Source organism: Chitinophaga fulva, from assembly GCF_012927205.1.
Lineage (GTDB): Bacteria > Bacteroidota > Bacteroidia > Chitinophagales > Chitinophagaceae > Chitinophaga > Chitinophaga fulva.
On record NZ_JABBGC010000001.1, the window covers coordinates 1,661,407 to 1,687,101 of the forward strand.

The 25,695-nt window shown below is 45.0% G+C and carries 20 protein-coding genes and 1 tRNA gene; 8 read left to right on the plus strand and 13 right to left on the minus strand.

Going from position 1 to position 25,695, the window contains the following annotated elements; translation table 11 throughout:
• Positions 1 to 68: 68 nt before the first annotated feature.
• From HHL17_RS06995 to HHL17_RS07005, 3 genes are all read right to left on the minus strand, one after another.
• Positions 69 to 224, minus strand: coding sequence for a class I lanthipeptide (locus HHL17_RS06995; RefSeq protein WP_169224039.1), 156 nt, complete (start codon positions 222 to 224; stop codon positions 69 to 71).
• A gap of 289 nt (positions 225 to 513) precedes the next feature.
• Complete coding sequence (locus HHL17_RS07000) at positions 514 to 669, minus strand: class I lanthipeptide (RefSeq protein WP_169224040.1); 156 nt, start codon at positions 667 to 669, stop codon at positions 514 to 516.
• Between the two features lie 124 nt (positions 670 to 793).
• Entirely contained in the window at positions 794 to 949 is a 156-nt protein-coding gene (locus tag HHL17_RS07005) for a class I lanthipeptide (RefSeq protein WP_169224041.1), read from the minus strand.
• Positions 950 to 1,492: 543 nt separating this feature from the next.
• Between HHL17_RS07005 and HHL17_RS07010 the strand changes: the two genes are divergently transcribed.
• Positions 1,493 to 2,671, plus strand: a complete 1,179-nt coding sequence (locus HHL17_RS07010) for a DUF4848 domain-containing protein (RefSeq protein ID WP_169224042.1) — start codon at positions 1,493 to 1,495, stop codon at positions 2,669 to 2,671.
• Between the two features lie 485 nt (positions 2,672 to 3,156).
• Here the strand turns inward: HHL17_RS07010 and HHL17_RS07015 are convergent, their stop codons facing one another.
• Positions 3,157 to 3,909: a DNRLRE domain-containing protein gene (locus HHL17_RS07015; RefSeq protein ID WP_169224043.1), complete on the minus strand. Its 753-nt coding sequence runs from the start codon at positions 3,907 to 3,909 to the stop codon at positions 3,157 to 3,159.
• Positions 3,910 to 4,493: 584 nt separating this feature from the next.
• Here HHL17_RS07015 and HHL17_RS07020 point away from each other — a divergent pair.
• Positions 4,494 to 5,693, plus strand: a complete 1,200-nt coding sequence (locus HHL17_RS07020) for a M57 family metalloprotease (RefSeq protein WP_169224044.1) — start codon at positions 4,494 to 4,496, stop codon at positions 5,691 to 5,693.
• Positions 5,694 to 6,035: 342 nt separating this feature from the next.
• On the opposite strand, the gene HHL17_RS07025 is transcribed toward HHL17_RS07020, so the two are convergent.
• Positions 6,036 to 6,674, minus strand: coding sequence for a hypothetical protein (locus HHL17_RS07025; protein ID WP_169224045.1), 639 nt, complete (start codon positions 6,672 to 6,674; stop codon positions 6,036 to 6,038).
• Positions 6,675 to 7,458: 784 nt separating this feature from the next.
• Here HHL17_RS07025 and HHL17_RS07030 point away from each other — a divergent pair.
• Positions 7,459 to 8,583 (plus strand): hypothetical protein, encoded by a 1,125-nt coding sequence (locus HHL17_RS07030; RefSeq protein WP_169224046.1) that lies wholly within the window; start codon positions 7,459 to 7,461, stop codon positions 8,581 to 8,583.
• A 225-nt stretch (positions 8,584 to 8,808) separates the two neighbouring features.
• Here HHL17_RS07030 and HHL17_RS07035 read toward each other — a convergent pair.
• Positions 8,809 to 8,881, minus strand: a tRNA-Lys gene (locus HHL17_RS07035).
• 155 nt (positions 8,882 to 9,036) lie between these two features.
• Between HHL17_RS07035 and HHL17_RS07040 the strand changes: the two genes are divergently transcribed.
• The 5 genes from HHL17_RS07040 to HHL17_RS07060 all read left to right on the plus strand — a co-directional run bounded on the left by HHL17_RS07040 (position 9,037) and on the right by HHL17_RS07060 (position 16,521).
• Entirely contained in the window at positions 9,037 to 10,215 is a 1,179-nt protein-coding gene (locus tag HHL17_RS07040; RefSeq protein ID WP_169224047.1) for a thiolase family protein, read from the plus strand.
• A gap of 161 nt (positions 10,216 to 10,376) precedes the next feature.
• Positions 10,377 to 11,999, plus strand: a complete 1,623-nt coding sequence (locus HHL17_RS07045; RefSeq protein WP_169224048.1) for a DUF1800 domain-containing protein — start codon at positions 10,377 to 10,379, stop codon at positions 11,997 to 11,999.
• Positions 12,000 to 12,010: 11 nt separating this feature from the next.
• Positions 12,011 to 13,594 (plus strand): DUF1501 domain-containing protein, encoded by a 1,584-nt coding sequence (locus HHL17_RS07050; RefSeq protein ID WP_169224049.1) that lies wholly within the window; start codon positions 12,011 to 12,013, stop codon positions 13,592 to 13,594.
• A 55-nt stretch (positions 13,595 to 13,649) separates the two neighbouring features.
• Complete coding sequence (locus tag HHL17_RS07055) at positions 13,650 to 13,979, plus strand: hypothetical protein (RefSeq protein WP_169224050.1); 330 nt, start codon at positions 13,650 to 13,652, stop codon at positions 13,977 to 13,979.
• A 91-nt stretch (positions 13,980 to 14,070) separates the two neighbouring features.
• A complete protein-coding gene (locus HHL17_RS07060) occupies positions 14,071 to 16,521 on the plus strand; it encodes a TonB-dependent receptor (RefSeq protein WP_240975104.1) in 2,451 nt (816 codons plus the stop codon).
• 63 nt (positions 16,522 to 16,584) lie between these two features.
• Here the strand turns inward: HHL17_RS07060 and HHL17_RS07065 are convergent, their stop codons facing one another.
• The 7 genes from HHL17_RS07065 to HHL17_RS07095 all read right to left on the minus strand — a co-directional run bounded on the left by HHL17_RS07065 (position 16,585) and on the right by HHL17_RS07095 (position 25,584).
• Positions 16,585 to 17,022, minus strand: coding sequence for a hypothetical protein (locus HHL17_RS07065; RefSeq protein WP_169224051.1), 438 nt, complete (start codon positions 17,020 to 17,022; stop codon positions 16,585 to 16,587).
• A gap of 26 nt (positions 17,023 to 17,048) precedes the next feature.
• Entirely contained in the window at positions 17,049 to 17,492 is a 444-nt protein-coding gene (locus HHL17_RS07070) for a DUF5991 domain-containing protein (protein WP_169224052.1), read from the minus strand.
• Positions 17,482 to 20,649 carry a peptidoglycan DD-metalloendopeptidase family protein gene (locus HHL17_RS07075; RefSeq protein ID WP_169224053.1) on the minus strand — a complete coding sequence of 1,056 codons (3,168 nt, stop codon included), beginning with the start codon at positions 20,647 to 20,649 and terminating at the stop codon, positions 17,482 to 17,484. The genes HHL17_RS07070 and HHL17_RS07075 overlap by 11 nt, the downstream gene beginning before the upstream one ends.
• Position 20,650: 1 nt before the next feature.
• Positions 20,651 to 22,435, minus strand: a complete 1,785-nt coding sequence (locus HHL17_RS07080; RefSeq protein ID WP_169224054.1) for a type VI secretion system Vgr family protein — start codon at positions 22,433 to 22,435, stop codon at positions 20,651 to 20,653.
• 41 nt (positions 22,436 to 22,476) lie between these two features.
• Positions 22,477 to 22,869: a type VI secretion system tube protein TssD gene (gene tssD / locus HHL17_RS07085; protein ID WP_169224055.1), complete on the minus strand. Its 393-nt coding sequence runs from the start codon at positions 22,867 to 22,869 to the stop codon at positions 22,477 to 22,479.
• A 454-nt stretch (positions 22,870 to 23,323) separates the two neighbouring features.
• Positions 23,324 to 23,761, minus strand: coding sequence for a DUF983 domain-containing protein (locus HHL17_RS07090; RefSeq protein ID WP_169224056.1), 438 nt, complete (start codon positions 23,759 to 23,761; stop codon positions 23,324 to 23,326).
• 44 nt (positions 23,762 to 23,805) lie between these two features.
• The gene (locus HHL17_RS07095) at positions 23,806 to 25,584 is read right to left on the minus strand and encodes an ABC transporter ATP-binding protein (RefSeq protein ID WP_169224057.1); all 1,779 of its coding nucleotides are present in this window, start codon (positions 25,582 to 25,584) and stop codon (positions 23,806 to 23,808) included.
• Between the last annotated feature and the right edge of the window lie 111 nt (positions 25,585 to 25,695).

Consider the following 25,695-nt stretch of genomic DNA (forward strand, 5'->3'; position numbering starts at 1 on the left):
CGCCAGGTCTTTGAAGGTGATCAACAATACCGAAGTTCACGGCCTTCGATATTGTTGATCTTTTTTCATTAGAGCGTACAGTTATCTACTGTCCGGCGGCAGCCAGGGCAGGTAGTCTGGTCAAAAGATGTCAGACAAATAAAACCCTGTTTCGGACTAACATTCAGCTCAGCGATTTTTACTTTCGCCAGTTGCAGCTTTTTGGGAAATGTGTTCTTTTTCATAAATGTGGATTACATTAAACAAATAGTCCTCTCCTGTCTTTAGCCGGGAAGCAATGCCCTGGAGCGGATGTTCAGCATAAGAGGTCGGAATGAAAATGATATATATAGAAGGAAAATGTGTGCAAGTGGGTGGTTGCGAGCATAAGGTTAGTGCATTTTGAGGAAATTAATTCTTTCTAATTTAAAAGAAATTTTTTCAAAGTGGGAACCTTGACGTTTTTTGTTGTTAAAAAACAGGCTGGCTCATTTGAGCCAGCCTTACATGTATGCATACAGACAAGGGTGCCTGTTACACGCAAAGAATGGTTTCAACGCAGCCACGGCAGGTGGTTTCGGCGAAAGAGGTCTGACAGATGAACTCTTTTTGTTTGGCCTGATTGATAGTGAGTTCAGCGATTTTTACTTTCGCCAGTTGCAGCTTTTTAGGAGCGATTTTCTTTTTCATAATAGTGGGTTACATTAAATAAATATCCCTCTCCTGTCTTTAGCTGCGGAGCAATGCCATGGAGCGGATGTTCAGCATGTGAGACAGAAAATAAGTCAGGTTCAGTTTGGCCTGTATTTATCTTTTACAGGCAGATAATAGTTTCATAGCAACCGCGGCAGGTGGTTTCGGCATACGATGTTTCGCAGATGAAATTTTTCTGTTTGGGTTGGATGGCATTAAGCTCAGCGATTTTCACTTTTGCCAGCTGCAGTTTTTTTGGAAATGTGTTCTTTTTCATAAAAAGTGGATTACATTAATTGCCCTCTCCTGTCTTTAGCTTGGGAGCAGTGCCATGGAGCGGTTGTTCAGCATATAAAATTGGAATATTGGTGATATGTATGTGTGAAAGTTATTGGCAATCGGGTTTTGCACAGGTTAAACAATTTGAGGGAACTAAAAAGTAGTTGGACATTATTTCTAATTTAGGGAAAATTATGCAATGATGCTGTTTTGACGGTTTTTGTTGCTAAAAAAATCGTGAAAAATATCCCTTAGCGATCTGTCTGTTATATGTATGATGAATGTCGTTTTTGTACTATCAAGGAATATTGGCATTCAGTAGTTTTGACAAACTAAATGTTTGTTGATCATTTTAACACTTGATAGACTATCGCTTTTAGTTACCTCTTTATGTAAGGATATAATCAATTTAACCATGAAATTAAGTTTACCGAAAAACTATGCTTCATTCCAAACGAGTATTGCTATGTGACTTGCTGAATGCATACGTATTCGTTGAAATAACCTGTATGATATATTTCACCCTTTTAACCCGCTTATTATGAAAATCAATTTAATGATGCGCACGAGTGTGCTATTGATGTTTGTTTTCCTATCCTGTAAAAAGGATGCAAGTATCAAAGAAAATGATCCTGTAGCTAAAGACAGTCCGGTCAAAGTAGTAGACGGTGTACTGCATTTTTCCAATGATCAGGCCTTTGTTCAGACAATGCTGGCAGTTAATGCTATGTCTCCTGAACAAAGGGAAGCCTGGGAGAAGAAAATGGGGTTTACTTCCATTAGATCGCTCTATCATCAGTTCAATCAGGAATTGGACAAAATGGAAGGCGAACAGAATAAAGATGGCTTCTTTGCTGTAAAGAACAAGTATACCAAAGTAGCAGCGTGGAGCAATGATGGTACATCCTATGACATTAACTGCAGAGGTATTCTTGAGGCAGGGGTGGTAAACGCAGATGGCCTGGTGCAGATAAATGATCAGCTTTTGCAGTATAGCCGTGACCAGATTACCACTTCCTCCATTCAACCCAACGTTGACGCTAACGCCAGAAAAGCCAATGGCGGTAGCGTTATATGGACAAGGGAAAAGAAGAACCTTCTTGCAAGAGACGCGTCTGCTTTGATTGCTTATGGCGGTCATGCTGTAGTAAATCAGCTTAAAATGGGAGAAGGGGGCATTATAAGCGCAGGCCCTCAGGATCCCGGTCCGGAAGCAAAAGCATATGCACAGGTAAGGGTTTATAACTTTTTATTGAATGGACAAAACAGAGGTTTTTGCACCGTTTATTTTCGGGCAGAACACAGAAACTGGATTGGTATAATGCGTCCGGTGAATTCGATGGGCGGCGGCATTCACGGCAATCATTATGTAACACTTAATAATGAAGGGGACCAAGTGTTTTTTAGCAGTGGAGGCTGGGGCGAACAATGGCAGACAGGCCCTAACTGGAGCCACGGATTTGATAACGATCATGAAATTGTGATTATTGCATCTACCGAACTGAAAAACAGCCCCACAACGATAAGTTATCTTCCTCCATATTTGAACAGCCAGTTGGGGGGTGTCGTAAATACAATAACAGAGAACGGCTCTACAAATAATTTTTGGCAAAGATATGTGCCGTTTGGGTTGTTGGGATACCCGCTCAGTGTTAAGGTTCTTAGTATTGGTACTTATCCGCTGGCCAAGACCCATGTATTTGTTGTCGATTTTAAATAAAAAATAATTGAAGTTTGTATAATGATAAGGGCTGGGCTTCGGTTCAGCCCTTATTGTAGTTCATAGTTTGACCTCAACAAAAGTACTTGTTATCGTACCATACGCAGGACCATTTTGTCCTCCTCTCTCATGAATATAGCAGGTGTCAATAATTTGCGCCTGAGTCCCGGAAAAACCCGCCTGCCAAAATTTTCGCCAGTGTAAGTCTGTTAATATCTTGTTGCTATGGATTAAAGTTTCGCCTCTTTAAAAGACGGATGCATAGCTGTTATGCCTATTCTTAGGCGTATGGTGGGAAATTTGTAGAAGAAGCAGGGTGGCAAAAAAGCAACTGCCTCAAAAGTACTTTTGAGGCAGTTGCCTTTTTGCGTTTATATAACTATGATGAATACACGAGCATGAGATACAGACTTACGCAATATACATGCGCTTTTTTACTGTTTCAGCATTCCCGGACCCAGTAAAGTGCCGGTTGGTAATAGTTTCTATATCTCGTAGGTGATCACCAGTTTCGGACGGCCGGCGATATTTGCATTACGAGGGCCTGTGAAGATGAGGCTGCGGTAATAAGCTTCTGTCTGCAGTTGCATGATAAAACCGTTATTCTGTCCGCTGTTGATGAGATCCTGTACCAGTGAAGTAACGTTAAGGGTTACACTGTAATTCCACTGGGAAGTAGAAGCTGGAACAGCTACCTGATTGGTGGTAGTGGTAGACGGTTGGTTGTTCCAGGTGATGGTGCTGGCAGTCCAGGAGCCTGTTACACGTTTGATCCAGGCAGGGTTAGTGCCGGAGGAGTTGTACGGGGAACCGGGATAGTAGGAGTTACCCTGTGGAGCAGCCACGCTGGTGGTCACACCGGTTAAGGTAAGTGTGGCGGAGACGATCGTAGTGCCTGCCGGAATGGTGCTAAGGCCATTGAATCTGAAGAACTGGCGGCCGGTGCCAGGTACGCCCTGGAAGGTCCACGAAAGGGCAAGGAAATCGCTCTCAGAACTAAAGTTACGATTAACCCAGTCCGGGTGGTTGTAAACAGCCGCGTCATCCTGGGTACCGGCACCTTTTGCAAGGTTGTCGCCGAAGCCGAGGGTAATGGTTTTTTTGCCGTCTTTAATTTCGCTGTTGAGGATCTGGGCATTCTGCTGCGGATTTGGATCTGTTGCCAGATCTTTACGACAGCTGCTTGTTATAAATACAGCTGCAAGGATAATGGTCACAAGGGCGTTAGAGATTTTCATACATTAAAGGTTAAGTGAGTAATAAAAAATGGATAAACGCAAGGAGGTATTAATGCCTTATGCAAGCATCATTGTTAATGGTACATAAGAATAGTATGTTAACGACTAAATGGGTTTTTTAACAAAGGTCCGGGTTGACATTGGTTCTGGTTATTTTGAGTTTTCAGGATGGAGGATTTTTAATACCATCTATACAAAGATAATAATCCGGTATTCATAAAATTGAAAAATAAAAGCTAGATAGTTTTGCAGGAATGACGATAATATTTATTGATGCTATATTGTAGCAGGAGGTGTAGGGTATGCGAGAATTTGTTTTTCGGTTTCTTCTGAAATCCTTGCCTGGTGAAGAAAATTATAACCTTAGTAAAACTAACACTCGGCGTCTTCCTCAAAGGGATTTATACCGCATCTTTATTCCCCCAATTTATCAGGTTTTAAAATTACAGTTGCCTGTTAAAATATAGCGGTTTGCATGTGTACATTTATTTGGTATTGCAATGCTCATGTAGTTCAACCAAAAATTGTTGCCGGCGCTATTTCTTTCTCTGATTTCTTAACTAAATAGTCTTTAACCTAAAATCATGAATAAATCATTTTATTTCCGGGTCCTCATTTTTTCAATAGCACTGCTATCCTGTAAAAAACAAGATAAAAATAATCATCAGCAAGTACCCACAGACATCATTACCCAACTACAAGCAGCAGGTTTTGATACCAGTGAAGGAGTGTCAATATTTCAAAATGGCTACCTGGTAGAATATGATATTTTTTTAACCGCCGACCAGATTAAAAAAATGGCTGCGGAAAACGACCCCAAAAAGCCCCGGGTAGAGCATTACAGGACTAATAATATAGTAACTGGTTCGAACAGGGTTATTCATGTATTCATGGACCCGAACTTTGACAATTATATGCAGCAGGCATTTGATGAAGCACTGGCAAGGTATAATAACCTTCATTTAGGTTTGTCGTTTGATCGGGTTAATACTGCCGGTTCCGCGGACATTCGTGTAGAGTCTTTCTATCAGACCAGCGGTGTACTTGGTATCAGTGCAGGGTTTCCTTCAGGAGGCAATCCGGCAAGCCCTATAAAACTTAATACCTACCATTTCAACAGTAACTCCCACCGGGCTGATGCTACTACCACTATCGCACATGAGATAGGACATGCAATAGGATTCCGTCATACTGATTATATGAACAGAACATTTAGCTGTGGGATTGGTGGCGATGAAGGAGATGGAGGAGTTGGTGCGAACAATATACCCGGTACACCACAGGAGCCTTCTGCCGGATCCTGGATGCTTGCCTGTTCTGATGGATCAAATCGCCCGTTTATACCGTATGATAAGCTGGCACTAAACGCCCTCTTCCCTTATACCGGCGACAAGCGGGTTGTTTATTCTTATTATGCTAACGGAGGAGGTGATCATTATTTGAGTACCGCAGTTGATGTCACTATCAGCTATTGGAAGTTGGATGACGTTGCTTTCAGGGCATACCAAAGTCCTATCAACGGCGCCGTTCCGATTTATCAACATTACAATGCTGGTAATAAAGATCATTATTATTCATCCTCCGCATCCACAGACACCTGGTACTGGAATATTGAGGGGGTTGCCTTCTATGCCTATAAAACACAGGTACCAGGAACTATCCCGGTTTATCAATACTTCAGTCCTTCCGGTGTGGAACATTATTATTCCACTGCTCCAAACGGCGCTAATTCCTATTGGAATTATGACGGTGTTGCCTTTTATGCGTTCCCTGAAAATTTTTAAGGTAACGATCTTTTAGCAGGACGACGGTCTTCTTACCGGGGCTTACCAGTTACGTATCGCGCAAACATGCACCATTAAACACATTGAACCCATTTGTATGCAAATGAAAAAAGGCTTTCAACGTTTAATCGTTGAAAGCCTTTTTTGTGGCGGTGACCCCTTCGGTACGTTTTTCGAACTTTTTATGGAAGATCTAAAGAGGCTCGCAAGCATGTTGGGTTATTAAACCGCCTGCTTGCAGGCCTTTTCTGTATATGATCATTCGTTAAAATTAAAAATTGAGGTCAAAAACCTATTTTTATAATTTACACAGTTTATGAAATAGTGTCTCATTCACACAGTTTATAGGAGAATGTCATCTTTTCCTTCCGGCGTCTTGTTTTCTTCAAAGATAACAGTGCCTGCAAGATGTTGGATGTCTTTCATTGAAAATTCTTTTACTCTGAGTATGCGGCTTCCTGATTTAAGAAGTTTCTGTATAGCCTTATGAGGGTAGGATAAATATTCTATAATGTTCCCGGATCTAATATTACTACTCCTCCTTAAGGCGTTTTCAGCTCGCTTATATTCATCCACAGAGATATTTTTTCTGTCTAATGCAAATGCTATGGTAACTCCATTTCCTGAAGTTTTAATTGGATATTCAGAAGTTATTTTAAGACAAACAACATAATCAGGATATTTGACAGCAGCATTAACTATTGCAGCGCGTTTTATCAACTCATCAACATGAGACTGCATTGTAGATGGCTTGAACAACTTGTAGAATTTTTTGTGTATGAGTACTTGACCCCGCATGGCAATAGTCCAGTGGTCCTCATGCCCGTTCCATTGTTGTAAATAGCCTTGTTGTTCCAGAAATACTGCTACTTCAAGTGTTTTTCTTTTGTTGAGTTTAACTACATATGACAGTGCTGCCAGTGATATAATTTTATTTTCAAGTTTTTTTAGCAGTGTCCTTATTTTTTTTAGTGTTAACATTATCTTTATGAAAGGATGGATGTTTTAGGATTAATATTAGGTTTTCTCATTAATATTTTGTCTAGTTACGTTTATGAAAAACTGGCTTCCATGCTAAAAAATGCTACTTTTTTCATAGCAAAGAAGCAGTAGGTCGTGATTTCTCTCTCTCTTCCGTATTGATTTATTACATTATATTTTATACTAGAATTATATATCGTATATGTAAATACGGCAATATAATGTTTGGGTCTTATCCTCTCAACAGTTATCTCCTACATTGATTATACGTGTATTATGGATAATTTAGAAAAGGGAAAAGTTAACTTAATGTCTGTGCAATTTTTTTTAATGTAAACCTTTTAGTTTCAGTTAATTAAAAGGGAATTTCATTAAAAGCTAGCAAATTTATGTAATAATGAGTTAGATGGTTTCTGATTAGTTGGTAGCTTTAAAACATGGATATATTTGGATTAATTATGGGATTCTTTGTCAATCTCCTTTCCAGCTGGGTATATGAGATACTTGCCGATTTTCAAAAAAATATATCTTCTTTTTAGAAAGAAGGATTCGAACCCTGATACCCTCATTTGTTCTATTTTGTATTGATATTTAATGATTTATACAGCTATAAGAACCACCTGCGCTATTATAATAGTAGGAAGTCAAACACTCTCATTCCCCCTTGCTAACATAAGATATTGTATAACAATATAATTAAATCAAATTTCCTTTAATTCGAAATTTAAATATTATAAATCATCAGGATGAAATCATAAGTAATTCATTATCAATAATTATTTGTATGGATTCAGTAAAAATGGCAGAATTTCTATTTGCGAGAATACAACAAACTATTGCCAAAAGACAATATATAAAAGAAGTAGAAATAAGCTATTCGGTTGGTGAAAGCTATGGAAATAGTTATCTCTACTTAACCTATCAACTAGAAGCGAACGAAAAATTCTTAGAATTACCGCTTTTGGATCAAGAAACTATGTTCGAGGGAAATTCTCATTACGTGTATTCAATTTCTACCAATACACACTCGAATTATTGGGAGGAAATTACCAGAGTGGTCGCATTCAGGAATATCTATGAAAGTATTACCGCATATGCCATCCTACAGTTAGAAGGAAATTTGCTACCTAATACTCCTATTAGAGTTGAAAGTATCAATTTATGGCCCAATGCGAATTATGCAGAAAAATATATGCACCAGTTGCTCTCTATGCAATATTTCCGCCCTAATATACGTGAAATGAACGAGGGAATTGGACAATGGAAATCCCTTCATCAATTGGCATTGAAATCAAAGAAGAAACTCTTGGGGGAAAAATGTCTGGTAAGTGATCTGGAAATTTCTGAAAATTATGGTTTTTCTGTTAGCAACATCCGTTGGTTCGTAATTTTTCACCAAACCCCGATTAAAGTGAAGGGCGTAGAAATTATTAGTGAGATACAAATTTCCGTGCCAGCATTACTTCAAGCACTAAAGATGAATAATAGCCAACATGGATACGGTCTCAATTTCCCCGGCCTCATCAATAATCTTTATGACGATTACCTCCCGAAAGAGAAGGCGATTATTTTACAAGGTAAGCGTGCCAGTTTTCTACAGGATTTTATTATTCAGTCTGGCGATCTAGTAATACTAAATAGCAAGCGTATAGTGCAGGCAACCGTTATAGATATCGATACTGATTATCGAATTTGGGTTACTTACACTATTTTAAAGAATAATATGCAGCCAAGTGATCGTACACGTACAGTAGACATTTCGGAAATATCTTCAGTATTAAAATCTGTTGATTTCCAGGAATATTTGCGAAATAATTCCATTTATCATCTTATGCTATTAAAGAGATGGATGGAAAAAAGGGTAATAGCAATAGATAGACCGGCGTTTAATATAGATTTAAGAGAATAGCATTTTGACGTTTTGCTGGATGTATGTATATCGTCGAGTAGGAATATCTGCTCATTTAGTATTACGCGTATAATCATATACGTTATAACTTAAGGAGCCCATTCGTAATTAGAAATTTGAAGGCGGGGCCATTTAAGTTTGAAAGGTCTGCAATTATGATATTATTTATTCTAAAGAAAACTAAAAAAGGACATTCCTGCAATAATACCGAAATGTCCTTTAAGGTGACCCCGTAGGGACTCGAACCCTAGACCCGCTGATTAAGAGTCAGCTGCTCTACCAACTGAGCTACGGAGTCAATAATAGCTCACCCAAAACGGGTATCGACAAATTTAACGGTTCTATCGCATATTTGTGTCCTTAATTTAATTAAATTTGGTTACAAGGTAAAAATGTGGATAAATATCCATCATGTTGATAATCTAACCGTTAGCATAATAAAATTATTTTTTCATGCAAGAAGCGTATATAGTAGCCGGCTACCGCACTGCGGTAGGTAAGTCCAAAAGGGGAGGATTTCGTTTTTACAGACCCGATGATCTGGCTGTAGATGTGATTACGGGATTGCTGCAATCTGTGCCACAGCTGGACCCAAAAAGGGTAGATGACCTGATTGTTGGTAACGCTGTTCCGGAAGCGGAACAGGGACTGCAAATTGGCCGCATGATCTCCGTCCGTGCCCTGGGAATTGATGTGCCAGGAATGACGGTGAACCGCTACTGCGCTTCCGGATTGGAAACAATCGCTATTGCAACCGCTAAAATACAGACAGGGATGGCCGACTGTATCATCGCTGGTGGTACAGAAAGTATGAGCCTGGTGCCGGTGGCAGGTTGGAAAACCGTGCCCAACTACACCGTGGCCAGCACCACCCCTGACTACTATATCGGCATGGGACTCACCGCTGAAGCAGTGGCCAATGAATTTAAAGTGAGCCGCCAGGACCAGGATGAGTTCTCTTTTAAATCCCATCAGAAAGCATTGAACGCTATCAAAGAAGGGTACTTCAAATCCGGTATACTTCCTATCAATGTAGACGAAGTATACGTGGATGAAAAAGGTAAAAAACAAAAACGCACATTTACCGTAGACACCGACGAAGGACCACGCGGAGATACCTCCCTCGAAGCACTGGGCAAACTGAAACCTGTTTTCGCTGCGGGAGGTTCCGTAACTGCGGGCAACTCCTCACAGACTTCCGACGGCGCTGCCTTCGTTATTGTGATGAGCGAAAGAATGGTCAACGAGCTGGGACTGAAACCTATCGGCCGTTTGGTGGCCTGTGTTTCCGCAGGCGTGCATCCGCGCATCATGGGAGTTGGACCAGTAGCGGCTATACCTAAGGTGCTGCAAAGAGCAGGCAAAACACTCCAGGACATCGACCTGGTGGAACTGAACGAAGCTTTTGCTTCCCAGTCTATCGCTGTGATCCGCGAGCTGGGCATCAACCCTGATATCGTGAACATCAACGGAGGTGCTATTGCCCTCGGGCATCCGCTGGGTTGTACCGGCGCCAAGCTCACAGTACAAATTCTCAACGATATGAAAAGGCTGAATAAAAAGTATGGCATCGTAACAGCCTGCGTAGGTGGTGGCCAGGGCATTGCTGGTATCATTGAAAATATTACCTGATTTTTTTCGTAATACATTATAGCTCAAAGCCGCAGGAAGATTTTCCTGCGGCTTTTGTTTTATGCCCCACCAGTTTTATGATAATTTAATCCTGTTGAATTAAAATTTTTATTAATTTGGCGGAATTAAAGGCCATCCCGCTATCTCAACCATATCGCTTTATGGATCGCAGACAATTCCTGACCTTATCGCCTGCCCGCAATACGCGGAACAGCAAAGCTGTTGCCCGTACGGCAACAGGACTTACCCCTTACACTGGTGCCTGGGGTACCCAGCAACTCATTCACCTGCTTAAACGGACTACTTTCGGCGCTATGCCGGAAAATATCAAAGCCCTGAAAGGCCTTGGTATGCAGCAGGTGGTGGACATATTGCTTACGGCACAAGCAGATCCTACACCCCCGGTGAATAATTATGGCACCGATAGTACTGGTGTGGCTCCCGGCGCCAGCTGGGTAAGAGCCGCCCAGGGCGATGAAATGCTGGAACGCAAGAGAATTGCTTCCTATAAAGCATGGTGGGTAGGACAGATGCTCAACCAACAGGCGAGCATACACGAGAAAATGGTACTCTTCTGGCACAACCATTTTGTGACAGAAACCAATATGGTGAATGACAGCCGTTTTATCTACCAGTATAACCTCACGCTACGGCAGTATGCACTGGGCAATTTTAAAGCGCTGACCAAAGCCGTCACGCTGGACCCCTGCATGCTCGTGTATCTCAACGGTTACCTGAATTCGAAAGGCGCCGCTGACGAAAACTACGCCCGCGAACTACATGAGCTCTTTACCGTTGGAAAAGGGCCTGATTCCCACTATACCGAGGACGATGTAAGAGCCACCGCCCGGGTACTGACAGGCTTCCGGGTAGATCGTACCGCGATCGTCAGTACGTTTAACACTACGCAGCACGATATCACCAATAAACAGTTTTCCGGCTTTTATAGCAACAAAGTCATATCCGGTCAAACGGGTCCTGATGGCGCCGCAGAGGTGGACGCTCTCCTGGATATTATTTTTGCACAACCGGAAGTAGCTAAGTTTATCTGCCGTAAACTCTACCGCTTTTTTGTATACTACGATATAGACCAGGCTACGGAAGCGAATGTGATTCTGCCGTTGGCAGATATCTTCCGCAGCAGCGGCTATGATATCAAAGCTACGCTCAACGCGCTGTTTACCAGCGAGCATTTCTTTGATCCGCTTAATATGGCCTGTCTGATTAAAAGCCCTGTGGATTTCTGTATCGGGATGTGCCGCGAATTTGGCGTGACATTCCCGACAGATTACACCAACCAGTACCAACGCTGGGGTGATCTGCACAGCGCCATGGCCGTTATGCTGCAAAATCTGGGTGATCCGCCGCTGGTAGCCGGTTGGGAAGCCTATTACCAGGAGCCGGCCTTCCATGAGCTATGGATCAACACGGCCACCTTGCCCCGGAGAAACCAGTTGAGCGATGGTTTGATCACCACCGGATATAAGAATGCGAAAATCGATCCGCTGGCATTTGCAGACAAGCTGTCCAACCCCGGCGATCCGGTAGCACTTGTCAACGATTCGCTGGATATCCTCTATCGTGTAGGCGTGTCCGATAATGTGAAGACTTTCCTGAAAGATACCATCCTGCTGGCCGGACAAAGTACCAACGGCTACTGGACCAGCGCCTGGAACACCTACAAATCCAATCCCGGCGACGCTGCGAATACGAAAGAGGTGACCAATCACCTGCAAGCCCTGTACAAATACATCATGAACCTTTCAGAATATCAATTGTCCTGAAAAACCTTTCTATGAAAAGAAGAGATTTCCTGAAATATACAGCCCCGGCCGCAATATTACCAACCATTATCAACGGCTTTTCTATCAAGGCTTTTGGAAGCTCGCCTATGTTGGCTGCATTAAGCGGCGCTGCTGCTGACAATGACCACGTACTGGTGATGATTCAGCTGACCGGAGGAAATGATGGGCTTAACATGGTCATCCCACTGGATATCTATGGTAAATACCAGTCTGCCAGGACAAATATTGCTATTCCGGAAGGAAAGGTACTGCGGCTCGACAACTATCTTAAATCTGGTCTGCACCCTGCCATGAAAGGTGTGCAGCAGTTATACAACGAGGGCAAGGCAAGCATCATCCAAAGTGTTGGTTATCCTTCTCCCAATTTTTCGCATTTCCGCGCTACGGATATCTGGCTCACCGGATCAGACTCCAATGAGATACTGACGTCCGGCTGGGGCGGCCGTTATCTCGATACGAAATACCCCGGACCGCAGGACACCTACCCTAACGCTGATAATCCGGACCCGCTGGCGATCCAGATCGGCTCCATTGTGTCTCCGGCTTTTCAGGGGGCAGATGCCAGCAGGGGAATGGCCATCACCAGCGCAACAGATTTCTACAACCTGATAGATGGGGTAATGGATCCTGTTCCCAATACCAAAGCCGGTAAAGAGCTGGAGTATATCCGGATGATCGCCAAACAGACCAACAGCTATGAAAAGGCGATCAAAGCGGCAGCGGCTAAAGTGACTTCTCAGGGACCATACCCTGCTAATAATAATCTGGCCGATCAGCTGAAGATTGTGGCCCGTCTAGTGGCCGGAGGGCTTAAAACCCGCATGTACATGGTGAGCACAGGCGGCTTCGATACCCATGCCAGCCAGACAGAATCCGGTGATACCACAACAGGTGGTCACGCCAAATTGCTGGGTGGTGTGTCCGACGCTATCAAAGCCTTTATGGACGACCTGAAAGGACTGAAAGCTTCCCGCAGGGTAGTAGGGATGACGTTTTCCGAATTTGGCCGCCGTATCAAATCCAACTTCAGTATGGGTACAGACCATGGCGCCGCTGCACCTATGATCGTCTTCGGTGACTATGTGAACCAGGGCGTATTGGGTAATTCCCCGGCTATACCTGACAATACCAGCGTGGCAGATAACGTGCCCATGCAGTACGATTTCCGCTCTGTTTACGCATCTATCCTGGAACAGTGGTTCTGCGTGGACCAGACCGATCTGAACAAAATCCTGCAGAAAGATTACCAACGGCTGCCGCTGATCAGCGGTGTGGCCTGTGGTGTAATTACCAATCTGCCTGATCTGAATACAGATGACAAAAAACTGATCACTAACAGCCCCAATCCTTTTACCAGCGCTACTACCATCACCTACATCACGGGCAATGGCAATACCATGATACAAATATTTGATACCATGGGACGGCTGGTGAGCGTGCCTGTCAATAAAACGCATACTCCTGGTACCTACACTTTCACTTTCGATGCGGAATACCTGCCCAACGGGGTTTATTATGCCCGGTTCCAGAATGGTTCCGTACAACAGGTGAGACCTATGCTGAAAGTGAAATAGTGCAATATAAATGCATCGTTGTTGCAAATGAGTAAAGTTTATTACCTTTGTCCCGGTGTATAAACATTTTCAAAAAATATTAGCGGTCATCCTGCTGGGCGTATTCACCCTGAATACGGTCCCACGGGAGTTTATACACCTGTTCGCCGGTCACCACGATACGCAGGATGCGCACACGCCGGTGGGCGGCACCGCGATATCGGAGCAACACCGCCACTGCGATTTTCTGCAGATAGGGGTGGAGCCGTTTGACCAGTACACTACTGATTTTATTTCTCCGGTACGTCCGGTGATATGGGTATTTCAACTGCGGCCGTTGCCGGAAACCAGCTATATTACCCATCGTGATCTCTCTCCCAGGGCGCCACCATCTGTGTTTGCCTGATTTCAACCACACATCATGTATAGCTGTTATTACCTCCAGGTAATAGTCAGTTATTGTTATCCACTGTTTTCTTATTTCTTATTACTTACGTATGCATTATTTGCGTGTATTTATACTCGGATTAATGGCGGCGTTGCTGTCGTTGCATCCCACCGCCCAGGCCGGAACTCCTGAAGACGGCACTTTCTCTAACGTGCTCACCGGAAAAGTAACTGATAAAGTTACCCATGCCATCATTCCCGGCGCTTCTGTTTATCTGCCTGACTTGCATGTTGGCGCAGCTGCTGACGCGCAGGGAAATTATACCATCAAAAATCTGCCGAAGGGAAAATATATTGTGGAAGTACACTCCATCGGATATGCCGCCTACACGGAGACTGTCAATGTAAATGGTACTACCACCAAAGATTTTGAACTGACCGAAACACTGATCGAAAAAAATGAAGTGGTGATCACGGGTGCCAACCTGGCTACTTCTGTGAAAAAAACACCTACGCCTATCAGCATCATCCGCCGGGATGTCCTGGACCAGAGCATTTCCACCAATATCATCGATGCGATCGCCAAAGTACCGGGTGTGAGCCAACTCTCTACCGGTCCGGCTATCTCCAAACCTTTCATCCGTGGTCTCGGCTACAACCGGGTGGTGGTAGTCAGCGATGGTGTCCGCCAGGAAGGCCAGCAATGGGGAGATGAACATGGTATCGAAGTGGATGACTACAATGTCAGCAAAATAGAAATACTGAAAGGCCCTGCTTCACTGGTGTATGGCTCGGATGCGTTGGCTGGCGTGGTAAATATCGTGCCTCCCACTCCGCTGCCGCAAGGAAAAATTAAAGGCAACGTAGAAGCCAACTATCAGACCAACAACGGTCTCATGGCCTATCATGCTGATATCGCCGGCAATAACAACGGCTTCAGCTGGGGAGCCTACATTACCCAGAAACAGGCACATGACTATAAGAATAAATACGATGGCTATGTGTTCAACTCCCGCTTCAACAACACGAACTACGGCGCTAATATCGGTATCAACAAACAGTGGGGCTTCTCCCGCCTGAGCTTTACCTCTTTTAATCAGCACCTTGGTCTGGTAGAAGGCGAACGTAACAGTGAAGGCCGCTTTATTAAACCAATTAATGATAACGGTAATAAAGAAGAAGTACCTGTTACGGATAGCGATAACAAGTCCTACAGTATGACGGTGCCCAAACAACAGATCAACCATCAGAAACTGGTTTGGGACAACAGCCTGTATCTGCATAATGGTGGTCGTATCGGGTTAACACTGGGTTATCAGTGGAATAACCGCCGTGAATTCGGGGAGGTTCTACATCCAGATGAGCCGGGACTCTGGCTGAAATTGCAGACATTCAACTACGCGGCCAAATATTATCTCCCGGAAATGAACGGTTGGCAGACAACAGTAGGCGTAAACGGGATGCAACAGAAAAATGACAACTTGGGAGAGGAATTCCTCATCCCCGCCTATAACCTGTTTGATATCGGCGCTTTTGCTGTAACAAGCAAAACCTTCAACAAACTCACCCTGAGCGGTGGTGTACGTTTTGATAGCCGTTCACTGCGTTCCAAATCACTCTTCCTCGATGCTGATGGCAAGCCCGCAGCATCCGGTGAAACAAAATTTGACGCGTTCAACCGCAATTTCTCTAATGTGTCCGGTAGCGTGGGGCTTAGCTATGAAGTCAGTGATCACGTAGTGCTGAAACTCAATGCTGCCCGCGGATTCCGCGCCCCCAATATCTCCGAACTGGCTGCCAATGGTGTACACGAAGGCACTATCAAATACGAATATGGCAACCAGGACCTGAAGCCGGAAGTAAGCACCCAGATAGACGGAGGAGTAGAATTCAACACCCAGCACGTTTCACTGACTGCCAACGTGTTCTACAATCACATCAACAACTTCATCTTCTCCCGCAAACTGTTTAATGCAGCCGGTACCGACTCTATTCCGGTTAATGATAACGCAGAGGGATTCGCCGCCTTTAAATATCAACAGGCAAACGCTAATCTCTATGGCGGTGAGCTGATGTTGGATATACACCCACATCCTATTGACTGGCTGCATTTTGAAAATACAGTCTCTTATGTACGCGGTACCGCCGTTAATGGTACTGATTCAACTAAAAACCTGCCCAATATTCCGGCCGCCAGATGGCTGTCTGAGCTGAAAGGCAAGTTTAAAAAAGTGGGCGGCCCGCTGCGTAATGCTTACGTAGGGGTGCAGATGGATATGAATTTTGCCCAGAATGATGTGTTCTCTGCTTATCAGACAGAAACCACGACAGGAAGCTATACGCTGCTGAATGCCGGTTTGGGTTCAGAGTTTGTGAATAAACATAACAAAACCCTGTTCTCTCTGCATTTTGCAGTGAATAACATCGGTGACGTGGCTTACCAGAATCACCTGAGCCGTTTGAAATACGCGCCGGTGAATGAGGTAACAGGACGCTCCGGGGTCTTTAACGTAGGGCGTAATTTTAGTGTTAAACTAGCTATTCCTATTGATTTTAAATAGGTTTTGTCCTGATTATTCAGTCATACAAGGCTGGCCCTGCGGGCCGGCCTTTTTTATGCTGCTTCATTGCTGCGCCGTTGTATCCTTCGTTTTCGTATAGGTGGCCCTGTTATCTTTTATTTTAAAGCGGAATGCATCCTGCCGGATATTAAATGTAATAACGGTATCTTTTCCATTGATCGTCATATACGGTGTAGGCAGTGTCTTCTCCGCCGTATCCGCCGACCGGATATAGTTGATCAACCGCTTTTCGTCCTTTTTGATACTGATGGTCTGTGACGCATCAGCTGTTTGATCAAATGATACCGTTATCCCTGATAGCACAAAGGATGCACTACTACTGTCAGGATGCCCGGACTGCAGCTTAAAAGCCACCGGTTTGCCGGTTTTGGAGGTGAAAATACCGCCACTGCTGCGATTGCCAGGTTGCTCCGACTGGTTACAGGCTCCTAAGGATAATACTACTACAGAAAACGATAAAAGGATAATAGCTTTATTCACAATTCACGGTTAAGTTGAATATAAAGCTATTGAATTTTTTTACTTTCCCGGCTATGTTTTAACAGATAGGTCTTCGTCGTGTCTTCGAGGATAGCACTGGAAATGATGTAGTAGTTGGTATCTTTTCGGAAGATTTTGAAAAGAGGTAGTTCAGCATTCCAATATCGCGCCATACCACGAGTATCGTAGCAAAAGTATCCCAGAAGTGTGTCCTTATTGGTTTTAAGCGCACATTTGGCGTCAAAGGCGTATTGTATGCCATCACCAGTGAAGATGCAGCTGTCATTTGTAGTGTTGATTTCGTAAAGTGTACCAACTTGCAATCCATTCATATATTCATTTCTTGATGCGCCTACCTCGTAATGCCCTTGCCAAAATTGTAGATCTTTTTCATTAGAAGAACTATCACATCCTTGAGTAAACATTTTTAGAAAAGAAAGAAAAGCTACAGGTATGTACTTATTTAGCATATTGGTTCTTTTGATTAGGGTTAGTAATTTCTTCTGTATTAAGTTCCTTAATAGCCGATAATGGATCTACTCTTCCTTCAAATCCTCTTCCAACAGGATTCTTTTCTCGTACTTCGAAGTGGAGATGCTCTTGTTCTGGCCTCATGCCTGATGCATTTCCCGTCTTACCCGCATAACCTATGATTGTACCGGCAGTTATACTGTCTCCCACCTCACGGAGTGATTTTTCTTGTAGATGAGCGTAGAAAAAATAGTAGTTGCTATCTTCATAATCTCCATTTAGTATTACGACATAACCATATGAAGTTGAATAATAAGAATCTGTTATGACACTATCAACACATGCATATACGGGTGAACCAGAGGGGGCATAAAAATCTAATCCCTGATGTTTACCACTTTTCCTCCCTTCGATAAATCCATACAAGCTTCTGGAAGGAGCCCAGCAATCATACCACCCTCGGAGCTGTAACCTGTCCGTCGGAGGATGCCAATGAGAACTTTGAATAGCTTTGCTGGAATACCAAAAGGGGCAATCTGAACTACAGCCGTTTTTGTAGTTTAATCCCTCTGTGTATTTTTTCTGGATAATAACACTGACTTCTTTTTTAGTAATTCGACTATCGTCATTTGCATCGAGCCCCTTGTTTTTTACATACCATTGTTTCTTTAATTTCTGGTCTAAATCGGTACTAAATACAGTATAGTTTTCACTCTTTCCTACTCCATCTGGTTTTAGGATAGTCAAATAGAAATCTTCCAGTGAGCTAAGCTTCCCTTTAAAATCACGCAGATAATGATACACATACTCCAGCTGTTCTTCTGCCGACATATGTGCCAACTTCTTTTTTGTAGTCTTTAGCTTCCATCGACGATTCATTTGGTCAATCGCCGTCTGCGTAAACTGCACCAACCCCACCGCATGCTCAGCCAATAACCCCTCTGTTAATTTCTCTACTGCCGGTGTAGTCCCCGGCTTATACCCATTCAATAAATACGGCAGAAATGACCCTCCTGTTTCAAACGCCATGCAAGTCATCAGGTGATTCGGATCTGCCTGTAACTTTCGCGCAATACTGATGACTTTCTTCCGGAAGGCGCAACTTACCTTACTGCCCCATACCAGTGACTGACACGCTGATGGGTCTTGTAAAACAGCTACCCGCTCTATGACAGTGGTGGAACGTGCTTTTATCGCAGGAGATAGCCTGAGCTGTTGCCCAGGGTATACAAATAGCTGTTGTGAATAAACAGCATTATATCCGGGAAGTTGAATCAATGCATAAATCAGGCTGATAGCAGATAAAGATCCCAGTGGAACAGGAAGCAGTGCCGTTCCTGTTTTATCGATCACTACCTGTTGTTTGCTGATGGTGATATCGTGTTCCAGTAATGGCAGCAGTTCCGTCGTCGGGTAGGGGGTGAGTGGCTTTTGTAATGGTGGTGAGCTTTTTCGCCGCAGGATCGTTACTTGCAACTGTTGCCCGGCGAGATTGACGGCGTATATTTTCAGGGCCATCTGTTGATGATGGTCGGTGATGAAATATATCCGTTGGTCCTGGGGATCGGTGAAATACGCTTTCACGATACGTTGCCGGCGATGTAATAACAGCTGTGGGCGGCTTTGCTGCTCGATCGGGATGTTGTCTGTTGGTTTGATCTGAAAATAGAGTTGAGGCTGTCCATTGTCCCATCCCGATGGGAGCTGTGGCTGAAGGCTGCTGACAGATAACGGGTACGATACTTTGGATGCTGTGGTAATCTGTATGGACCGGGAGTATACCAGTTTGCTATGAAACGCTTGCCGGACATATATTTCCAGTGATACTTTTCTCTTTTCGAGGCCGGTATGTTCAAAGTAGAGACAGACTTCCTGATCATGCCCTGCCTGGCGAATGACGTACCCGTTGAGTGTCGTCCATTGCGCGGCGGTAATGGTGGCATTTTTTACTTCGAAACGTAATGTTGCTTCCTGTTGTATGTTATAGAGATACGCATACAGCGTGTAATGTCCACAGTGGATGAACAGATGCCGGAACGTTGTTTCTCCTGCGCAGTGTGTGCTTTCAGGGCCTTCGAGTTTCCAGTGAAGTTTAAGCTGTTCCCTTTCTGTTAAATCCGGTAATGTGGTGGCGATATTAAATGTTACCACTGCACCACTAACGGGCTGTCGGTCGGTTTGAATATTTTGGATCTGATTATTACAGATGGTGACAGCCTGTTGCCATGTCTGATCGCCTGTGATAGCCCGGACAATGTAATGCCCCGGTTGCTCAAACGTCAGTTGAATTTCCGGGCCGGTATTTTCGGGGGCGCTTCGAAAACCTTTGTCATCTGTCCATTCCCACCGGAATGTATCGGTAGGTGTGGCCTCGGCCACGGTGAAGCGGATGCTTTGTCCCGGCCTTGCTGTACGCTGCGAACAGACGATGCCGGTGGGCGTTACCTGTATTGTCTGTGTCAGCATGATGTCTGAATCCTCTCCGCTGAAAATGCGCAGGGTGTAATGTCCGTCGTGTAGGAAACGATGACGGAAAATACTTTCGCCGTGTAAGGAGACTTCCGGTATGCCCTGATCGTTTTCAAGTACCCAGTGTAACAGGTCAATATCCCCGGAAGAAGGTAGACGGTCAAAGGTCACTTCCCAGGAGGCATTGCTGAGTTGACGCACTTTCTCAGGGCCTTTGAGCCGCAGGATGCGCGGTGTTTGCCGAGGGAAGGTCATCGACTGTTTGTCGGCGAGGGCCTGGTTATCGCTGCTATACAGCCCGGGAGGATCGTTGTCGCCGGTGGGAAACTGTCCATGAGTGAGTATCTTCAACAGGCCTCCTTTGGTGAGGCATTGTGCGGTAGCATTGTCCGGCAGGGGATAGGCGCCGTTAGCCAATGCAATGCGTTGTTGACTGGCGGGTATCTGCCATAACAATTGCGGTGTGCACGGAGCAGGCTGCCCACCGGCAAGGCAGCTGCTGAAATGCAGTGCGCGGTGATCATTCTCCTTGGTGGTGACTACCGGACGATCGGTGCCACTGCTGCTGTGAACATAATACCGGTCATGCGACACCACTTTAACAGCGGTGGGTGCTACGGCCTTATCGCAACTGCAAAGGGCGCCTTCGCATACCAGGTGCCTGGCGGGGTTACTGGATGGTATCATATCACGACAGTTTTATTTTTTCTACACTGTTAATAGCAATGGTGCCGGAAGACATCAATGTCAGGTCTTCCCGGATACTGTTGATCAATATGCTTTCTGCCTGTTCTTCCAGTTTGCGTGAAGTGCGGGTGAAACTGTCGTGCGCCTGTTGAATAATATGTGTGGCTAATACCGTGGTGTGACTGCCGGCATACAAACTGATGTTCTCTCCTGCTCCCTGTGTAAGATTGCCGCCTGCGTGCATGTCCAGCTGATCGGCCGCTTCAATGCTGATATGATTGGCTTTCAGGTGCAGCTGACCTGGTGAGGCGATCGTGATATTGCCCCGGTGCGTGTCAAGCTGTATCATGTTACCGTTGCGGTCATGAATCTGTAGTTGTTCTGCACCGCTGCTGTCGTCCAGTTGTATGGTGTGGCCGCTGCGTGTTTTGATGATCTTCAGATTATTTCCGGCATCGCTGAATTTCGTACTGTCTTTGCCGTTATATGCGGTGCCCATGGCAAAAGGTAACTCAGGATTACCACCTTCAAAGTCTACCCATACTTCTTCTCCTTTTTCGGGGATAAAATGAAACCCTTTACCGGCGCCGCCGTGCGGGGCTATCAGCCTTATCCAGGGTGAGCTTCCCTGTTGTTGCCAACGGTACCGTATCCGGATGCGCCCCATGCCTTCGGGATCATGATTGTCGGTGACGATGGCGCTTTGTGCTTCGCAACACGGTGCAATACCGTTATGGCCGGATGGGATGCAACAGTCTGTAGGCGTACAGCTGAACTGATTAAAATAAGCGCCATTTCCCTGGCAATGATGGTCAATACGGGTGACGGTAAAAGTCCCTTCGAGGTCAGGTGAAGAAAGAGACGCTGCGGCTTCAATGATATCACCGATACGGATGCCCGGATGCTCACTTTTCCCGGTAAGTTCCACGGAGGCGGCCAACTGCCGTTTTTCGTGTAGCTGTGCCTGTAAGGCAATACCGGCCAGATGCTGAGAGGCTGTTTTATCATAACCTTCTTCCTGGTAAAGCTGCCTGCTGGCGGCTCTTGCCCGCGCGGTGAGCGGTCCGGCGCCGGCGGTGGGCATCGAAGATAGATCGCTGCTAATGGCTGATCCGGTCTCATAATCATAGCCGGTAAAACGCCGGTTGCCGGAAGTCAGTTGCAGCCTTATATCGAAATGCACGAGCTCTCGCGGATGTGACAGGATAATTTTAGCAGGGGCGTAGGCGCCAAATACCATCTGCTGGCCATTGTAGAAAAACCATTCTCCAAAACGGGCTGCCAGCCGCTGCAGAAAAGCATAATTACTTTCCCTGTACTGTACGAGGTAAGCATGGTGGACGGCGTTGCCCGGCGCTATCTGCAAATCTATATGGGCTGACGCTGCTTTCAGGCAATGCCGCGCAATATGGGAAAGGGTTTGGTTTTCATATACCCGTAACTGAGGTTCTCCGTCCAGTACAATACCCGGGTCTGTGCCTTTCAGTACACAAAATCCCTCGGTGGCATCGCCTTTTTTGCCGGTATGAATGGCGGTGACAAGCCCCTTGAAATGCAGGGTGCCTGTCTGCGGCGCTTTGGCGGCGGATATCTCCACCCATACGTCTTTCCCCAGCAGGTCCTGTCCCTTGCCGGAAGCATCCGGCCATAAGCTGGCCATCCACCCCTGGTCAATATGTATTTCAAATGTATGATGTCCGTCGATTCGCTGCTGTATCAGCAACTCCCGGAAATGCGGAAATGTTTTTCCATCTATGGTTATCCTGGTCAATGTGTTTAAGGGCATGACAATTAGTTTTTTCGGGTTAACAGTAACGTATATACGAATCAGGAATGCGGCCAGGGGTTGTGATAAACACTCTGGTTCAAAGCCAGCTCCCGGGCCGATAATTTTAACCGTACCTGCATCGGGATTTGGCCACTGGCATTGAAATGCTCGCCATACCGGACGCAATAAGCATCGGTGAACCGTAACTCTTTCATCCGCGACATCACATCGCGCCGCCAGAAAGTAACGGTCCCGCTTTTAACGCCGGTATTGGAAATCATCCAGTCGAAAAGCCGGCTGCTGCCGTCTGACTCGATAATAATACGGATAATGCCCCCTCGGGGACGATGGGAAGGTTTGCCGGTTTCGTCCGTTGCCTGTGAAAAGGTAAAATGACATTCCAGCACATTCATGGTCGATCCTTCCAATAACAGGGTCGCTTTAAAAGACATATAATTGCTGATTTATTGGTGAATAAACAACAAGTATATAAGATGAAGACTGGTAGCGGGCTTGATAGGATTTTCCAAAGGAAATGGGGCAGCTGCTTGAACAGTTTTGATCGTCAGAAAATCAGATCATCGCCGTTATTACTGAAGTTACAAATATTCTGTTTACGGATCATTTTCAGCGACGTTTTTTTTCTGTTCATCGCAGAAGATTTACCATTTATATAAAATTATGATTTTTATGTTGACGGATTTTGTAGCTTCGCCATGCTTTGTAAGACTGTGTGATTGGTTGTCCCGCCTTGGAGGCTAAGCAGTTTTCCCTCTGGTTATTTTATTATTGGTTTTTGCTGGTAAAGATTTTCTGACCACCATTGGTTCAGATTTTGGTTGAAAAAGAAAGGGGCTGTTTTCACAGCCCCATATTTTTTTTCAATGAATTCGTTCATGAATTTTTTTAATGATGATGTTGTTGCCGCTCCGGCGCTTTTAACCCGGCTGTACTGTCGTCATAATACACAAAAAAATACAGGTAGATAACACGGGAAATACGCATCAGCCAGGGCTGTATCAACACCAGCAACACACCATTGATGCCCAGCCAGATGAAAATACTGTTATCCCTCCAGGTGATACCAAAAAACAATGCGTACCAAATCAGGTTAAACACACTAAATGCCACGGAAAGCGCATAACTCACATAACCTGTCCCAAACCAGAACCCCGTTTCCAACTCATACTTCTGACCACATACCGGACAGTTATCATACATGTTGAAAATTTTGGAGAACTTCAGATGAAAAGGGTTTTTGTCTTTGAACATATCTCCTCTCCGGCATTTGGGACATTTCATCGTTAACAGGCTGACGAAATAATTCGGGCGTTTGTGTTCCATACTTTTTTACACTGATTCGGTGCAAAAATAAGTTTTTTAATTCACTAGACGGTCTCCAGCTTGCGCTCGCCTATCTGCTGGCGCCACATAGCGTAATACAGGCCTTTTTCTTCCAGCAATTCTTCATGCCTGCCCGTTTCTACGATATGCCCTTTTTCCAGTACGTAGATACGGTCTGCATGCATAATGGTGCTCAACCGGTGGGCGATCATCACGGTGATATGCTGCTTGCTGGCGGTCACCTGGCGCACCGTTTTGGTGATCTCTTCTTCTGTGATGGAATCCAGTGCGGACGTAGCTTCGTCAAATACCAGCAAACGTGGCTTGCGCAATAATGCCCGGGCAATAGACAAACGTTGTTTTTCTCCTCCGGAGATTTTAATGCCGCCTTCTCCGATAACGGTCTCCAGGCCTTTGTCTGCCCTCGCCAGCAGCGAATAACACGCCGCCTTGTTCAAGGCGTCCATGATCTCTGCGTCTGTTGCGCCAGGATTCACAAACAACAGGTTCTCCCGGATAGTGCCGGCAAACAACTGCGTGTCCTGCGTTACAAAGCCCACCTGATGCCGCAGATCGTCCATGTCTGCTTCATTGGCGTCTACGCCATTGTAAAGGATATGGCCGTCATTGGGTTTGTACAGCCCTACCAACAGCTTCACCAGCGTGGTTTTACCGGAACCGGACGGCCCTACAAAGGCAATGGTTTCTCCTACCTGGGCGGAAAAATTCACCTTATCCAGCGCCTTGGTGGCGGCTGTCAGATGTTTGAAGCTTACCTGGCGGAAGGTGAGATCGTCAATATGATTGATCTTCACCGGGTGTGCCGGCGTTTCTTCTACAGGGGTATTCAGGATACCCTGGAAATTCAGCAGCGATACCTGCGCTTCCCTGTAGTTAAGGATAATATTGCCCAGCTCCTGCAATGGGCCGAAAATGAAGAAGGAATACAGCTGAAGCGTCATCAGTTGCCCGATGGACACATAATCCCGGTAGATGTAAAACAACAGCAAAAACAGGATGCTTTGCCGCATCAGGTTCACAAACGTGCCCTGTACAAAGCTGATGCTGCGGATACTGCGTACTTTCTTCAGCTCCAGCATCAATATCTTGATGGTGGTGCTGTTCAGCCGGCGGATCTCCTGGTGGGTAAGCCCCAGGCTCTTCACCAGCTCTATGTTACGCAGCGATTCGGTAGTGGAACCAGCCAAAGCGGTGGTCTCTTTTACGATCGTTTTCTGAATTACCTTGATCTTACGGCTCAGTACACTCATTAGTATGGTCAGCAGCACGCAGCCAATGAGATAAACAAATGGTAAGGTCCAGTGTACCATAGCGGCGTACACCATCACGAACACTACCCCGATCATCGATACGAACAAGACGTTCACAAAAGCGGTGATGAACTTCTCACAGTCTGTCCGTACTTTTTGCAGGATAGCCAGTGTTTCCCCGCTACGTTGGTCTTCAAACTGCTGATAAGGTAGCCGCAGGGAGTGTTTCAGGCCGTCGGTATATACCTGGGCGCCGAACTTCTGTACAATGACGTTCACAAAATAATCCTGGAACGCCTTCGCAATACGCGATACCATCGCCACGCCAATGGCAGCGCCGATCAGCAGCAATACGCCGGACAAATACTGCCCCTCCGGCCGTAAAATATCACCTCCCTTCAAGGTGGTGTGCGGATGGGAGGCAAACCGGTCAATGATCCACCCGAAAATTAACGGGTCCAATAAGGAGAAAAGCTGGTTAATGCTCGCCAGCGCCATAGCCAATACTACTAGCCATTTATATTTCTTCAGATAATGTAGCAACAGTTTCATAATATGTTCTTTACAGGTGCACAAAGTTACTGCATGTTGCAACATATTATGGGTAATCAAAAGGTCATTTTTTTGCGCAAAAATCAGTAACTTAATAGTAGTAGCTCTTTG

Excerpts from the sequence above, each read along its gene's own strand:
- HHL17_RS06995 (WP_169224039.1), bottom strand. The coding sequence starts at position 224 with ATGAAAAAGAACACATTTCCCAAAAAGCTGCAACTGGCGAAAGTAAAA.
- HHL17_RS07000 (WP_169224040.1), bottom strand. The coding sequence starts at position 669 with ATGAAAAAGAAAATCGCTCCTAAAAAGCTGCAACTGGCGAAAGTAAAA.
- HHL17_RS07005 (WP_169224041.1), bottom strand. The coding sequence starts at position 949 with ATGAAAAAGAACACATTTCCAAAAAAACTGCAGCTGGCAAAAGTGAAA.
- HHL17_RS07010 (WP_169224042.1), top strand. The coding sequence starts at position 1,493 with ATGAAAATCAATTTAATGATGCGCACGAGTGTGCTATTGATGTTTGTT.
- HHL17_RS07015 (WP_169224043.1), bottom strand. The coding sequence starts at position 3,909 with ATGAAAATCTCTAACGCCCTTGTGACCATTATCCTTGCAGCTGTATTT.
- HHL17_RS07020 (WP_169224044.1), top strand. The coding sequence starts at position 4,494 with ATGAATAAATCATTTTATTTCCGGGTCCTCATTTTTTCAATAGCACTG.
- HHL17_RS07025 (WP_169224045.1), bottom strand. The coding sequence starts at position 6,674 with ATGTTAACACTAAAAAAAATAAGGACACTGCTAAAAAAACTTGAAAAT.
- HHL17_RS07030 (WP_169224046.1), top strand. The coding sequence starts at position 7,459 with ATGGATTCAGTAAAAATGGCAGAATTTCTATTTGCGAGAATACAACAA.
- HHL17_RS07040 (WP_169224047.1), top strand. The coding sequence starts at position 9,037 with ATGCAAGAAGCGTATATAGTAGCCGGCTACCGCACTGCGGTAGGTAAG.
- HHL17_RS07045 (WP_169224048.1), top strand. The coding sequence starts at position 10,377 with ATGGATCGCAGACAATTCCTGACCTTATCGCCTGCCCGCAATACGCGG.
- HHL17_RS07050 (WP_169224049.1), top strand. The coding sequence starts at position 12,011 with ATGAAAAGAAGAGATTTCCTGAAATATACAGCCCCGGCCGCAATATTA.
- HHL17_RS07060 (WP_240975104.1), top strand. The coding sequence starts at position 14,071 with ATGCATTATTTGCGTGTATTTATACTCGGATTAATGGCGGCGTTGCTG.
- HHL17_RS07070 (WP_169224052.1), bottom strand. The coding sequence starts at position 17,492 with ATGCTAAATAAGTACATACCTGTAGCTTTTCTTTCTTTTCTAAAAATG.
- HHL17_RS07075 (WP_169224053.1), bottom strand. The coding sequence starts at position 20,649 with ATGATACCATCCAGTAACCCCGCCAGGCACCTGGTATGCGAAGGCGCC.
- HHL17_RS07080 (WP_169224054.1), bottom strand. The coding sequence starts at position 22,435 with ATGCCCTTAAACACATTGACCAGGATAACCATAGATGGAAAAACATTT.
- tssD (WP_169224055.1), bottom strand. The coding sequence starts at position 22,869 with ATGTCTTTTAAAGCGACCCTGTTATTGGAAGGATCGACCATGAATGTG.
- HHL17_RS07090 (WP_169224056.1), bottom strand. The coding sequence starts at position 23,761 with ATGGAACACAAACGCCCGAATTATTTCGTCAGCCTGTTAACGATGAAA.
- HHL17_RS07095 (WP_169224057.1), bottom strand. The coding sequence starts at position 25,584 with ATGAAACTGTTGCTACATTATCTGAAGAAATATAAATGGCTAGTAGTA.